The sequence below is a fragment of the Winogradskyella sp. 4-2091 genome, assembly GCF_045765065.1.
In the GTDB taxonomy this organism is placed as follows: Bacteria; Bacteroidota; Bacteroidia; order Flavobacteriales; family Flavobacteriaceae; genus Winogradskyella.
On the sequence record NZ_JBJKOD010000005.1, the window covers coordinates 83,344 to 98,336 of the forward strand.

The 14,993-nt window shown below is 31.9% G+C and carries 13 protein-coding genes; 1 reads left to right on the top strand and 12 read right to left on the bottom strand.

The annotated features are described in order from the left end of the window. Positions 1-14 precede the first annotated feature (14 nt). From ACJBCC_RS08205 to ACJBCC_RS08225, 5 genes are all read right to left on the bottom strand, one after another. Positions 15-326 (bottom strand): hypothetical protein, encoded by a 312-nt coding sequence (locus ACJBCC_RS08205; RefSeq protein ID WP_299101599.1) that lies wholly within the window; start codon positions 324-326, stop codon positions 15-17. A gap of 10 nt (positions 327-336) precedes the next feature. Next, positions 337-1,410 carry a cytochrome d ubiquinol oxidase subunit II gene (gene cydB, locus ACJBCC_RS08210; RefSeq protein ID WP_299101598.1) on the bottom strand — a complete coding sequence of 358 codons (1,074 nt, stop codon included), beginning with the start codon at positions 1,408-1,410 and terminating at the stop codon, positions 337-339. 2 nt (positions 1,411-1,412) lie between these two features. Beyond that, entirely contained in the window at positions 1,413-2,744 is a 1,332-nt protein-coding gene (locus ACJBCC_RS08215; RefSeq protein ID WP_299101597.1) for a cytochrome ubiquinol oxidase subunit I, read from the bottom strand. 350 nt (positions 2,745-3,094) lie between these two features. Further along, the gene (trxA, locus tag ACJBCC_RS08220; protein WP_299101596.1) at positions 3,095-3,391 is read right to left on the bottom strand and encodes a thioredoxin; all 297 of its coding nucleotides are present in this window, start codon (positions 3,389-3,391) and stop codon (positions 3,095-3,097) included. Positions 3,392-3,403: 12 nt separating this feature from the next. Beyond that, complete coding sequence (locus ACJBCC_RS08225; RefSeq protein WP_407556906.1) at positions 3,404-4,408, bottom strand: DUF3365 domain-containing protein; 1,005 nt, start codon at positions 4,406-4,408, stop codon at positions 3,404-3,406. 133 nt (positions 4,409-4,541) lie between these two features. Here ACJBCC_RS08225 and ACJBCC_RS08230 point away from each other — a divergent pair, with 133 nt between their 5' ends. After that, the gene (locus ACJBCC_RS08230; RefSeq protein ID WP_299101594.1) at positions 4,542-5,540 is read left to right on the top strand and encodes a metal-dependent hydrolase; all 999 of its coding nucleotides are present in this window, start codon (positions 4,542-4,544) and stop codon (positions 5,538-5,540) included. On the opposite strand, the gene ACJBCC_RS08235 is transcribed toward ACJBCC_RS08230, so the two are convergent. The 7 genes from ACJBCC_RS08235 to ACJBCC_RS08265 form a co-directional block, all read right to left on the bottom strand. Continuing rightward, on the bottom strand, positions 5,537-6,493 hold the full coding sequence (locus ACJBCC_RS08235) for an aldo/keto reductase (RefSeq protein WP_299101593.1): 957 nt from the start codon (positions 6,491-6,493) through the stop codon (positions 5,537-5,539). The genes ACJBCC_RS08230 and ACJBCC_RS08235 overlap by 4 nt on opposite strands. 22 nt (positions 6,494-6,515) lie before the next feature. Further along, entirely contained in the window at positions 6,516-7,010 is a 495-nt protein-coding gene (gene msrA, locus ACJBCC_RS08240; protein ID WP_299101592.1) for a peptide-methionine (S)-S-oxide reductase MsrA, read from the bottom strand. 92 nt (positions 7,011-7,102) lie between these two features. Then, on the bottom strand, positions 7,103-8,665 hold the full coding sequence (locus tag ACJBCC_RS08245; RefSeq protein ID WP_299101771.1) for a YdiU family protein: 1,563 nt from the start codon (positions 8,663-8,665) through the stop codon (positions 7,103-7,105). Between the two features lie 20 nt (positions 8,666-8,685). Continuing rightward, complete coding sequence (gene msrB, locus ACJBCC_RS08250; protein ID WP_299101591.1) at positions 8,686-9,147, bottom strand: peptide-methionine (R)-S-oxide reductase MsrB; 462 nt, start codon at positions 9,145-9,147, stop codon at positions 8,686-8,688. A 471-nt stretch (positions 9,148-9,618) separates the two neighbouring features. Further along, complete coding sequence (locus ACJBCC_RS08255) at positions 9,619-10,032, bottom strand: hypothetical protein (RefSeq protein WP_299101590.1); 414 nt, start codon at positions 10,030-10,032, stop codon at positions 9,619-9,621. 638 nt (positions 10,033-10,670) lie between these two features. Continuing rightward, the gene (locus ACJBCC_RS08260) at positions 10,671-11,099 is read right to left on the bottom strand and encodes a hypothetical protein (protein ID WP_299101589.1); all 429 of its coding nucleotides are present in this window, start codon (positions 11,097-11,099) and stop codon (positions 10,671-10,673) included. Positions 11,100-11,275: 176 nt separating this feature from the next. Then, positions 11,276-14,992 carry a sigma 54-interacting transcriptional regulator gene (locus tag ACJBCC_RS08265; RefSeq protein ID WP_407556907.1) on the bottom strand — a complete coding sequence of 1,239 codons (3,717 nt, stop codon included), beginning with the start codon at positions 14,990-14,992 and terminating at the stop codon, positions 11,276-11,278. Between the last annotated feature and the right edge of the window lies 1 nt (position 14,993).

Sequence of the window (14,993 nt, forward strand, 5' to 3'; positions counted from 1 at the left end):
TTACACAAGAAAGATTAATTATTTGATGAATTTCTATTCATTTTAGAAACAATAAATTTTGAAACTACAAGTCCTAGAATTCCGCCTAAGGCAGAAAACAAGATATTGATTATTAAACGGAACGTATCAAAATCGCCATTGTTCATAATAGACCATGGGTCAAAACCTAAGCGTCCAAACGTTTTAATTAGTAAGATACTTCCAAAAACACCAATTAAAGTGTTGCCTTTAAAGCCTAATGAATATTTCTTAAAGATAGAACCAAAGGTATTAGCCGAAATAATGCCAATTATGATACTTATTAATGAAATTAGAGTGCCTGTCATTTAAATAAAATTAATGACCATAATCCATGTTATCAATCTTCCCGCTTGTTAATCGTTTTTGAACAATCATATAAACAACAATGAGAATAAATCCAAGAATTCCCCAAGTTAAAGCAACAGATAAGCCATATTGTGATGCAGACGTATTATAAATAGTAAGATGCTCGTGCACATCATTAACTGAAGGTAATATCACAGGAAAAAGCGATGCTAAAGACGATGTAATTCCGCCTAAAATCAATAAGGTTGAAAACAGAAAAGCATGACTATCTTTCTTTATTTTTTTAATAAAAAACAAACCAACCAAACCTGCTAAATAAACAATAGGAAAAACTAGTAAATAAGGTTTGTCTGCAAAATTATCTAACGAGTTAGGATTCACATTTTGCCACAATATCAATGAAAGAGCTGTAAGGACTGCGAGCGTAATATTCAATTTAAAAATTACGCCTTTGAGTTTATTATTAATTGAAGAATTGGTTTTTAGTATAACCCAATTAGCACCATGAATTGTTAAGGTTACGACAGAAATGATGCCGATTAACACCGTAAACCAATCAATTACACCTGGATGCTCTGTTAAAGGACTAAAACTACTATCCCATAATGGTAAGAAAAAATAATGCCCTTCATGCGCAGCAACTCCATTATCTACAATACCTAAATTTACACCTCTTACGATGTTTCCTAGCGCAATTCCAAAGAATAAAGCCAATAATAAACTAGAAACACCGAATGATTTATCCCAAATATCTTTCCACATTTGGTATTTAAATTGCCCTCTAAATTCTAAACCTATTGCTCTAAAAACAATCAACCATAATACAATTATTAATGGTAAATAGAAGCCACTAAACACAGATGCATAAAAGGTTGGAAAGGCCATAAAAAGCATGCCTCCTGCTGCGACTAACCACACTTCATTAGAATCCCAAAATAAACCAGCAGATTTAGTAATGACCTCCTTATCCTTTTCTTCTTTAGCAAAGAATAAATGAACAATTCCTGCGCCAAAATCATATCCATCTAAAACAAAAAATATTGCTAAAACAATTGCAATTGCGATGTACCAAAATATTTCCATAATTAATGTTTTTGATGATTTGGACCTTCATTTATAGTTTTACCAACTAAGACCAAAAACAAGAGTCCAAGAAGCATATATAAAGCTACAAAACCAAGTAAAGTAAAAAGTGTATTTCCTGATGAGACTGTTGGCGAAATACCATCGCTAGTTTTTAATAAACCATAGACCAAATACGGTTGTCTACCCAATTCTGCCGTGTACCAACCTGTAATATTAGCGATGTAAGGAAATGGAACTAGAAACATAATCATCCAAAGTAATGGCTTCATGGTAAACAATTTTTTTCGCCATAAAAAGAACAACGCTACAAACATTACACCAATAAAAATAGTACCCAAGCCAACCATAATATGGTATGAATAATATAATGCAGGAATGTTATCTGGTAATTCTTCGGCTTTAAATTGGTCCATACCAGCAATTTGCCTATCCCAATCTTGATAAGTTAAAAAGCTTAATATGTTTGGCACTGCAATTTTATTATCTAATTTCTTATCTAACATGTTTGGCTGCCCAATAAGAACAATTTCTGCGCCTGCATGTTCGGTTTCAAAAATACCTTCCATCGCTGCAAAAGTCCCAGGCTGATATTTTGCGACGTTTTTAGCATTCCAGTCGCCTGTTGGAAAAGCCACCAACAGACTAGAAATCAATCCGAAAATGACACCTGTTTTTAAGAACAACTTACCATACTCGGTTTGTTTATTTCTTAAAATATAAAATGCACCTATACTGGCTACCACAAAAGCAGACGTAACTACAGAAGCCATTTGATTATGTAAAAAAGCAGGAATTAACCAAGGGTTTGTAAATAGTTCTGAAAAATTATCTAAAACAAATTTTCCATTTTCTAAAACCTCATGTCCTACAGGATGCTGCATCCAAGCATTGGTAGCCAAAATAAACCAACCACTTGCCCACGAACCTATAAACACAAAAAGGCCAGTTAAGAAATGTAATTTCTGACCCATTAATTTTTCTCCAAAAATAAAGAGCGCCAAAAATGAGGATTCTAAAAAGAAAGAGAACATACCTTCCATGGCTAAAGTCTGACCAATAATGCCACCTGTCAACTCAGAAAACTTTGCCCAATTGGTACCAAACTGAAATTCCATAGGAATACCAGTTACAACTCCCATTGTAAAGTTAACAGCAAAAATTTTCATGAAAAACTTCGCTGCATTGTTATATTTTTCGATTTTATTCCTGAGATATTTCCATTTAAAATAGACAATCATTAATGAAAGTCCCATGGTTAATTGCGGAAAAATGTAGTGAAAAGTGATAGTAAAAGCAAACTGCAATCTATCGTAAAAAAGCATATCCTCCATAGCCTGATTTTGAGCTATAAAAATACGACAGAAAAAAAGAAAATTACGTAACTTTTGATACAAAGAAAGGTCATCTAAATTAATAGACAACCTTTCTTATTTTATATAAATTTGTTGTTATTAAAGTTCTTTTGTTTCTTCGTCTTTAGGCTTTCCCTTAGACATAAAATTAATTAATATTCCAACCAAGGTAATACATACTACAGCGAAAATTGCAATCATTATAACGCCATTTGTCCAGCTATATAGAGCTATTGAAGATTTAATCATGTTATTGTTATTATTTCTTGATGTAAAATTAAGAACTTACATCATCTTGAAATATGACATTTATCATGTATTAAAAAAACTTAATTAGTACTTGATATTATCTTTATTATTTCATCTTTTTGCAAAACGCCAGACTGTCGCCAAACTTGCTTACCGTTTTTAAAAAGTAACATTGTTGGCACACCTCTTACTTGGTATTTTGTTGCTAAAGATTGATTTTTATCTACATCAATTTTAATGATAGCCACATCATTACCTAACTCGTCTTTTACCTGTTTTAAAATAGGACTCAACATTTTACATGGTCCGCACCAATCCGCAAAAAAATCGACTAAAACGGGTTGGTCTTTATTTATTATTTCTGAAAATTTACTCATACCTGACATTATTTATTTATCAAAAGAAATACTCCATATACCTCTTACTTCATTTTCGCCATAGCCAATAGCTTTATCCATTGGGTATAACGTTTTAATTTTAGTTAAGGTTAATTTATCTATTGTTTCATTTGGTTTTCCGTGACATTGTAGACACATTGTATTGGTCGTAATTGGGTAATAAACCTTAACATTATTATCAAACTCTTTAACAAGTGGCTTGGGTTCTTCATTGTTAGCGATGGTTTGTTTAAAGTCTTCAATATATTTTAGCTCTTCTCTATTGGCTTTATTATTTGGATTTCTTGGTTGCTCTGAAACACGTTTTATTTTCGCATCATGCACAACAGCCATACTATCTGTTAAAGGATACGCTTGCACATTACAAAACTTTAAAGCTTCTAAAACACCTTTTTGTTGAATGGTACCCATTAAGTTTTTGCCTAAAACAGCTTTAGTCGTTAAGGCATATTTTAAACCACGTTCGCCATACGGCAAATCTTCAAAATTCACTTCTACCTGTTGTTTATTCTCTTTGTTCTGCATGGCTTTACCATTACCTGTCCCTTTTCGGTTTCCCATTTCTTCATTGTAATGCGCCTCAAACCAATCTGGTTGTTCAATTTCAAAATCGTACAAATACTCTGAAATTTGTTCTATTGTTTTCTCTGGATAAGCCTGTTTTGGCATAACTCCAAATCGTTTTACAGCACCAAACATTTTTGCGTCTTTGGCATTAGGATTCTTAATCCAAGCTTGTATGGCAGAAACGAACTCTTCTTTTGTGGTTCCACTATCTATATAATGTCTTTTTATAGCAATCATTGGTGGTCCAATTCTATTCTGTTGCGTAGCTGCAGGACTATGACATATATTACAATTAGTTTCCATTAGTTTTTTACCAGGATGTTCTTTGGCTGCGACCTCTTTATTCGCTGCACTATAAGGGTCTTTTTTATTTGAGTTACAACTCACTAAAAACACAACCAAAACAAGTAATAATAGACTATTTTTCATACCGAATAAGTTTGAATAAAGATACTGAGTTCAACTTGTCTTTAACGTAACTTTTGTTACAATAAGAACATTGAGATTACCAAGTTTCTCATATCTCATTTCTATTAGAGAAAGCGTATTTTTACCACCAATTATGGATTCACTCACTCAAATTGTTTTAGGTGCAGCCGTTGGCGAAGCTGTTTTAGGAAAAAAAGTAGGAAACAAAGCACTTTTGTATGGTGCTATTGCTGGTACAATTCCAGATTTAGATGTGTTTGCTTCTTATTTTACAGATACGGTTTCTGCACTAGCTATGCATCGTGGGTTTACACATTCTGTACTATTTTCAGTGCTCTTTGCGCCTGTTTTTGGTTGGTTGGTTTCTAAATATGAGAAATACAAAGATTTTAAAGGTTGGTCTTGGCTGTTTTTCTGGGCATTTATTACCCATCCTATTTTAGATGCACATACCACTTGGGGAACGCAATTATTTTGGCCATTAGATTTAAGATTAGCTTTTAAAACCATTTTTGTTGTAGACCCAATGTACACCTTACCGTTTTTAATTTGTGTTATTTTAGTACTATTTCAAAAACGTGCCTCTAAAAAAAGACAGGTCTATAATACGATAGGTCTTACCTTAAGCACTACTTATTTAGCACTTACATTTCTACTTAAAAGTTTAGCATTTACTAAATTTGAATACGCCTTAACACTTCAAAATATTCCATACCAACAGTTAGATACTAGACCTTCTGCCTTAAATACAATACTTTGGAATGCTAACGTAGACACTAAAGACCACTATCTTATTGCGGATTATTCCTTTTTTGACACCCAAGAAATTTCATTTGAAACCTATCCTAAAAATCATCATTTATTAGGTAATCTTATAGAAAACGAGAAGGTAAAACAAATGATTGCTATTTCTAAAGGTTGGTACACTATTAACCAAGTAGACGACAAATTGTATTACAATGATTTGCGTTTTGGTTTGATGAATTTAAAACCCAATTCTCAAGATTTTGTGTTTAAATATTTAATAGATGTGGATGCTTCTGGCAACGTTAATTTTATAGAACAAGAGAAAAAAACAACAGACGGAAAGGCTTTATTATTCAGTTTATGGAAACGTATTAAAGGTAATTAATGCCATTTTAGTTGTTTTCGTTCTTGCCAATATTTTTCGCTAGAAATTCCGAAAGCACTTAATTGTTCTACTTCAGAATTGGTTAGAGAAAACTCAGCTGCTTTTAGATTAGCCTCTAAATGTTTACTATTATTAGCACCGCTTAAAACTATAGCTTCAGGAAAAACAGATTCGCAATAATTTAAAGCAATAGCATCTGCACCTACATTGTATTTATCAGCCAATTGACTTATAAACGTATAAAGATTTTTATAGTCAAAATAATTTGAGTTAGGAATTAATCGTCCATTTGCCAGAGCTTCCTTAATAATAAATGGACCAGACAATTTTTGTAATTCGTTTTTATATGGTGCTAAACTTTGGTCTAAAATATTGAAAGTACTCTGATACGATTGAAACAAGCTTTCATTCTCAACTTCAATAGATAACGCATTTTCTAAAACCGCTGTTTGGTTATTACCTGTTGTAGATAAACCAATGGTAATATTATATGTTTTCTTTATGTGGTGCAAGCGTTTTAGTACGTCTAAATTATCTAACACACCAGTATCTAAAGTTGCAGAATGTATTTGATACAATCCTAAATTTGGCAACAGTAATTTAGACTGTTCCCACTGCTCATTTAATTTTTTAAGCGAATGCTCTTTAACTTCATGTACCGTTGCATCTGATTTAAAATTTGCCACATAGGTATAACCCCATTTTGTAGAGACTTTGATGGTTGGGTCGTTTTTTTGCTTTAACCAATCTACCAATAAATCTTCCGCTAAACCGTAACCAGGCGACGTATCAAAAAACCGAATGCCTTTGTTATAAGCCTCGTCTAAAACCTTTAATCCATCAGTTTTAAATGCTGGCAAATTAAACGGTTTCTCATCAGCATTTTCTTTTATATTAATGTAAACTGGTCTGCCAATTGCGGCTGTGCCTAAGCCTAAATCTTTTAGTTTCAATACGTCTTAAAATTAAGTTCTTTTAGATATAAGGTTCTTCAAATCTGAGGTAATGACACGTGTAGCCATTTGGATTTTTTACTAAATAATCTTGATGATTTTCTTCGGCTTGCCAAAATGGTGCAAAAGGCTCTAACGTAGTAACCACTTTACTATCCCATTTACCAGAAGCATCAACAATAGCAATCATTTCTTCTGCAATTTGCTTCTCTTCTTCATTCTGATAAAAAATAGCAGAACGGTAACTAGAGCCTTTATCATTGCCTTGTTGGTCTACCGTTGTAGGATTGTGCATTCTAAAAAAGTAGTCTAAAATTTCTTTAAATGAGGTTATATTTGGATCGTAAGTTAACTCTAAACCTTCCGCATGACCAGGATGATATTTATAACTCGGATTCTCATTTTCGCCACCTTGGTAACCTACTTCTGTATCTATAATTCCGGGACGTGTTCTAAACAAATCTTCCATTCCCCAAAAACAACCTCCTGCTATATATGCTTTTTTATATTCTGACATTTTTTTATTTCTATTTTTTAATTTAAATGACATTAAACTTAGTCTCTATTTTTAAAATAAATTACAGTGTTTAAGTAAAAAATTTTATGTTTTTAAGAGCTACAAGATAACATAGAACAACCCACTTTATCTCTTGCCCATTCTGGTCGTTTTGCAAACCATTTTTCTAAATTTGGTTGCTCATCATATGGTTTTTTTAATAGATTGAATAATTCATCTATTAAATCATAATTACCTTTATTTGCATCATCTATAGCTAGTTGCGCCATATAATTACGAAGCACATATTTAGGATTTATGTTATTCATTTCAGATTTTCTTTCAGCATCTGACAATGTTTCAAGCGTTAAACGCTCTTCATAGCTTTTAAACCAAGCTGACCATTGTTGTTTAATTTCCTTTGAAATTTCTTCTGGATTATAAAAGGCATCTTCAATTGTAGCGTACCAATTTTCTGTATTTTCTTTTTCTAAATTTGCTAAATTCCTGAAGAAGATAGTCATATCTGTTTCCGAACGCTGCAATACGTCTTCTAAGACTTCAATAAGTTGAATATCATTTCGGTCTTCCACTTTTAAACCTAATTTAGAACACATCATATTTTGAAGCTCTAATTGAACTTCAATTTGGTAATTATTAAGAATCTCTTCTAAAGGTTCTGCCTCTTCTACTAATGGATACAGTGCGTTAGCGAGTTGAATTAAATTCCAAAGTACAATATGTGGTTGTGTGCCAAAGCGATATCTTTTGTGTGTATTATCAGTGGTATTTGGCGTCCAACCTTGGTCGTAACCTTCTAACCAACCATATGGTCCGTAATCTATGGTTAATCCGAGAATAGACATGTTATCTGTATTCATTACACCATGCACAAAACCAACACGTTGCCAATGCACAACCATATCTAAACTTCGTTTTGTAACTGCTTTTAGAAAAGCGATATAGGTTTCTTTAGACGGTTCTCCTAATTCCGCATAATGATACTTTATGGTATAATCTACCAAAGTTTTTAGTGTTTTAGCATCGCCTTTTGACGCAAAAATCTCATAGCTTCCAAATCTTAAAAACGATTCTGCTACTCTACTTACAATGGCTCCTTTTTCGTAAGCTGCATTGCCATTATACATAACATCTCGTAGCACCTCATCGCCAGATAAACTTAACGATAAAGCTCTTGTAGTTGGCACGCCTAAATGAAACATGGCTTCACTACACAAGTATTCTCTTATGGAAGACCTTAAAACTGCCAAACCATCTGCTGAGCGCGAGTATGGTGTTTCGCCAGCACCTTTTAACTGCAAAGCCCAATGTTTATCATTGTGCTCTATTTCCGTTAAATTTATCGCACGACCATCGCCTAACTGCCCAGCCCAATTACCAAATTGATGACCAGCATAACACATAGCATACGGTTTTGTATTGGGTATAAGCTCAGCACCTGTAACTACGTTTAAAAATTCTTGTGTTTTACTATCTGCTTCCGTTAGACCTAAATTTGCTAACATTTCTGGTGAAACATGAATTAATGACGGCTTACTAGGAATTTTTGGTGTAACGTAAGAAAAACACGCTTCCTTTACCTGTCTTCTAGAATTCTCTAGAATTTTATCTGCAGGAAGTTCTTGGTTAAATCTATCTTTTATGTTGAATTGAATTGCCATAATATAAGTAATCCTTATTCTGAAACTTGTTCTTCCGTTTGAAGCACCATAGATTCTGAATTGATGCAATACCTTAATCCACTTGGTTCTGGTCCATCTGGAAATACATGGCCTTGGTGCGCATCGCACGTATTGCATTGCACTTCTACTCTAACCATACCAAAGGCTGTATCTTTTAAATATTTTATGGCGTTTTCTTTAATAGGTTGTGAGAAACTTGGCCAACCTGTGCCAGAGTTAAATTTAATTGTAGAATCGAATAATGGTGTGTTACAACAAACACAGTTGTATTTACCAGCTTCATAACTTGTACATAAACCACCAGAATGTGGTGCTTCTGTACCTGCTTTTCTGGTAATTCTAAATTGTTCTGATGTTAAAATTGCTTTCCATTCTTCTTCTGTTTTCTCAACTCTTCGGTCTGGCTTTGGGTTTCCATTTACTGAAAAACTGATAATATCTTTCCAAGTTAACATAGCTCTATTTTTTATTGTTTAGACGCAAATTCATCTCATTAATTACGTCTTTTAACAAAGGTATTAAACAAAAAGCAATTAATCGTTTTTGAAATTAGAGTGAAAAAAAATGGTATGAATTTATGGAACAAAAAAAGAGAGCAAATTAGCTCTCTTTCCTTATTATATATTGAACTCGCTTAAACGCCTTAAATGAAATAGTTACCGATAATTCACTTAACATGTTTTTTGAAAGTAGAAATTATACTTCTTAGTTAGGGTATAAGAACATACTCTGCTTTTAAAAACACTTACATTGGATGGATTGTTAATAGGGATCCAATGGTGTAAGTGATTGCTATTTATTCCGAACGTATCCTTAATTAATGTTATTAAGGCGTAATTATACAAGTTAACAATATGTTTCCTTTTATTATTTTTAATAGTTAATACTATGCACTTAAATTATTATTCTCCAACAACAAATAACTATTAACCAACGTTATACAAAAATTGATAATCATTTTGACAATATCTTAGAGCTAAATTGTTATCCGCATAAATTCCATTAGGCAGACCTGTTTTACTAGTAATACTATTAAGCGCATGTAAATCATTTAAACTAGTTGAACGCACTAAGAAAACTCTCGACACTATTAATGTATTAATAGAAACGCTCTTAGAAATAAGCATGAATATCTCAACCGCATGCGTGCCTCTAAGTTGCTTTAAATCAATATGAAAAGGCATATACTTTTTATCGTTTAGAAAAGTAATAGCGTTAACTAGTGTCTTCTCTGTTCTGATTCTATTATAACTCTTAAAAAAATCTGGATGAAGTTTACAGTGCATTATATCGTCTTCCACCCATATTTTAATTCCCTCATATTGTATTACGTTTCTCATATGTCGTTATTTATAAATATAATACCAATTGATGTGCCAAAACAGTTTTTGTGGTCTCCAAAGCCACTCAATAACCTGATATTCAGTTATTTAAAAAACATTAACATATCAATAAAGAATAATTTAAAGCACGGAATACCGTGACTTTTACGAAAATAAACGGGTAACAAACGGCATACCGTTATTATTTACAGTCTTAATTTTTAAGATGTAATCATTTGATAATGTGATTGTTTCAACCAGAACACAATAAAAAATAATCTAATTTCAGCTAAATTATATAAGATTTAAAAACCTAATACTATGTAGTTGAGACTACACGATGTATTCACTTATACAATAAACTCGACAACTGGAGCTAGAAAAAAGAAGACTTGCTTAAACACCTTTAACGTTAAATTGTCATTATAATTCACTAAAAGAATATACTTGGCATTGAATAAGCTCATATATCTATGGACAGAAATGGCTATTCTAGTATAAACAACTATCCAAAAAAAAGAATTATTACTAACCTTTAGATAGTTTATAGTGATTGCTATTTTATTCTGAACGTCACCTAAATAAATAATGCTAAAGCGTTTATATGCAAGTCTTTTTATGTAGTTCTATTATTTTATATTCTAAATTCCACTTAATTAGGAAAAATTATGATTGGTAACTCTGTTAAAACTCAAATAATCATTTTTACAAAATGTTATTGCCGAATTATAATTTCTAAAAATCTTATTTGGAACAGCTTGTTTTACAATCAAATTGTTTAATGTTAAAATGATCTTTAACCCGAACGAGTTGACTACGAAAATTCTTGAAAGCACTAACTTTTTAATATCAGAACTATTTGATATGATATTAAATAATTTTAAAGCACATGGACGCTCAAGATTCTCTACATTAATTAATAATGGTAAATAACTGCCGTGTGATAATGATGGAATGGTATCCTTTAACAAGGCAACAGTAGTTTCGCTATTGTACTTTGTAAAAAATTGAGAATCAAGTTTACAATGAATTATATCTTGGTTAACCCAAAATACAATACCATCGAATTGAAAAACGTTTCTCATAATTAAATTATTTATGAAACTTATTCCAATACCTATGCCAAAATCAAATTTAAAATCACAAAATATTGATTGTCAATGATTTAGATATTAACTCGCTAATGTGTATTTACAAAAAACTAACGGTATTCCGTGAGTGGTATTTAAAAAATCTTTACCGTTAGCGAAATACCGTTACATTAAACTAATCGTTTCAACCCTAATTTAGCCATTCTATCTCTAAGCGTACTTGGCTTTAGTTCTAATAATTCGGCAGCACCATTTGAGCCAGTAATTTTCCAATTACATTGTTCTAAAATTTGAAGAATATGATTACGCTGAACAGCATCTAATGACAAGTCTATATTATTTATAGGTTTTGTTTTTTGGCTCGAAGATTCAAAACCTGGAATTATCAATGTTTTATCTGATGATAGAATTGAAGCACGCTCAATTAAATTTTCTAATTCTCTAATATTTCCTGGCCAATTATAAGCTTTAAGCTTAGTCATAGCCTCATCACTTATAAACTCTATATTTTTATTATACGCTTTGTTAAACTTCTCTACAAAATGCTCTACCAGCAAAGGTATATCATCTTTTCGCTCTCTTAAAGCCGGAACATTAATAGGGAATACATTAAGTCTAAAATATAAATCTTCTCTAAACTGCTTTTTTCTAATCTCTTCTACTAGATTACGGTTTGTGGCTGCAATTACCCTAACATTTAACTTTTTTACATGAGCACCACCAACGACTTCAATTTCGCCTTCTTGCAGAAATCTAAGAATTTTTGGTTGCATATCTAAGGGTAATTCTCCAATTTCATCTAAAAACAGTGTACCGTTATCTGCCAACTCAAACTTACCAATCTTATCACTAAAGGCTCCAGTAAAAGACCCTTTTTTATGCCCAAACAATTCGCTTTCTATCAGTTCTCTGGGTATTGCTGAACAGTTTACTTTTATTAAAGGATCGTTATTACGATGCCCAATATTATGAATAGCCCTTGCCAATAGCTCTTTACCTGTGCCAGATTCACCTAATAATAATACTGTTGCGTTAGTTGGTGCTACCTGTTCTATTTCGTTTAAGACATTGCTAAATATTTCACTGCCATAAACCATTTCTTCATAATTAAATACAAGGTCTATTTCATTTCTAAGGTAAATGTTTTCTCTTTCTAATTTTTCACGAAGACTATTTAACTCATTATTTGCCTTAAATAATTCTGAATTCGTTAAAACTAGTTCCTCTTCAACATGCCTACGTTCTGAACTTTCTACCATCAGTGATACAATACTTGCTATGGATGTAGCGAACTCCAGCTCTTCTGCTGTCCAATCTCTTAAATTTTCTCCGGAATGGGCAAAACAAATTAAACCATAACTCCCAATTGCACTATTAATTGAAACATCCATTAAAGAAATAATGTTATTAGGTATTAAATAAGATTCTGCAAATGGTTTAGTAAGCTCATTATTTCTTGCATCTTTAATTAATATGGATTGATTTCTTTTTAAGGTTTCAAAATAATTTGAATTTTCTGAGTAATTTAATTCATACTTTTCATTGACATAACCTTTTTCTAAAGTATAATAATTTTTACAAACAACGCTACTTCTATCTTCACTGAAGCTCCAGATACTTACGCGCTCTACATTTAAAGTTATCGCAGATAGTTCCGTTATTCTTTTTAATGACAATTCTAAATCTTCACCAACTAATTCAGCCAACTCAAGTATTACTTGCTTTTTTTGGTTAGACCTTTTTTCTTTTTCTATTAATAATTGTTTTGCTTTCTCTTCTTCTGAAATATCCTTAATAGTCGCAAAAACCGCTATTACTTCCTCCTTGTTATTTTTAATTGTACCAGTAAAAAATGATGCTTTTATTATTTCACCATTTTTTTTAACGATGTCGTAGTATACTTCTTTTGCTTTTTCTTCAGCTACTTCTTGGTATCTACCAAGTACACTATCATGGTCTTGTTTCTTCCAAAAAGGGTATGGATGACCATGACTTAATAGTTCTGTCTTGGTATAACCTGTTATTTTACATAAAGAATCGTTTACTAAAATAAGTTTTGTATCCAATGAAGCTATCATTAAGCCTTCTTGCATAGACATTATTAATTTATCATTAAATTCTTTGGATAACTTAAGTTCTATTTCAGCCTTTCGTCGTTCTGTAATATCTTGTATGGTGGCAAAATTGGCAATCTTATTACCATCTGCATCATTAATTCGTGAAACTATTAGTTGTACCGGAAATCGTTCTCCATTTTTTCTTAAATAAGTATTCTCGTAACTTGTTTCGTTTTTGTTCTCTGTTAAAAGCTTATAACGAATGTCATTTGCTTCAGACAATTCTGGTGGAGAAAACGGATAAGGGCGTTTAACTCCAAGCAATTCCTCTTGTGAAAACCCTGTCATTCTGCAAAACGCAGGATTAACACTTATAATCTCTGATTCTGTATTAATAGCATATAAGCCCTCTTGCATAGCTTCTAAAAGACCAGATGAAAACTCTTTCTCTTGCTTTATTGCTCTTAAAATTTTTTCTCTTTCCGTTATATCCCTTACAATACTAACAACTTTACCATCACCTTTAATTTTTGCAGAGACTTCTCCTTCTATTATATTTCCATTTTTATGTCTTAATTGCCTTTGAAAGACTACTGATTTACCATCTAAAATATCTTGATGAAGATCTAAGTCTCTAATAATATTACCTACTAAAAAATCTTGAAGTTTCATATTTGAAAACTCGTTTTTAGTATAGCCCAACATTAAATAAGTCGCTCTATTAAACTCATAGATATTCCCTTCAAAATCGTAAGCAATAATAGCATCTATCGCTTGATTTACTAATGCCTTATATGATTCATCTTTTTTCTTAATTTCTTCAGTTATTATACTTTTTTCTATAGCAATTACTGCGAGCCCTACGGCGAAATTCAAATCTTTTATTTCTTCTTCCGTTGGTGCATTAATAGCACTACTGTATATAGCAAATGTTCCTAAGAGCTCGTTGTCTTTAGAAAGCACAGGTACAGACCAACATGACTTTAAATTATGTTTTAAAGCCAATTCTTTGTCATTTTTCCACAACTTATCTGTAGCAACATCTGAAACAATTACCGTTTGCTTAGCAAATGCAGCAGTACCACATGAGCCTCGATCTTTCTCAATTTTAATAATTTTTACGCCTTCAAGATATGACTCTGGTAGCGATGGTCCTGCGCTCAATTTTAAATGTGTCCCTTCTTTATTTACCAAGTTTATACTTCCAAAATAACCAAGATTTTCAGATTCATAATTTAAAATTAATTGCTCTAAAATTTTATTCAATGGTATATTAGATGCAAATAAATCTAGTATCTCATTTTTTTGAATCAATGATTTTTCAATTTTTTTTCTCTCTAGAATTTCCTTTTCTAGTTCTAGATTTTTTTGTTCTAACTTGCTAATTAATCGTTTGCTGTAAAATCTTAAAACTTCTTTCTCAGAGAAATCTTCATCTACTACTTTATTGGGTTTAACGATTTCTTGTTTTAATACATTTTGAATTATTGGAACTATTTTATCATAATCAGTTGGCTTTCGTAAAAACTTCACAGCGCCTAATTTTAGAGCTAATTCCTCATCTAGTTTTTCTGTATATGTAGATGTATAAAATAAGAAAGGAATGCTTTTATATGCCTCCTCTTTTTTACAAGCTTGGCAGAACATATAGCCATCCATTACTGGCATTAAAATATCAGAAACAATAATATCTACTCTATTTTTAGACAATTGCTCTAACCCTTCTTTACCATCATAAGCTTCTATGACATCAAAACCAGATTTCTCTAATATTACTCTTAGCAAATAGAGGTTTTCATATATATCATCGACGATCAATACAGTACTCATA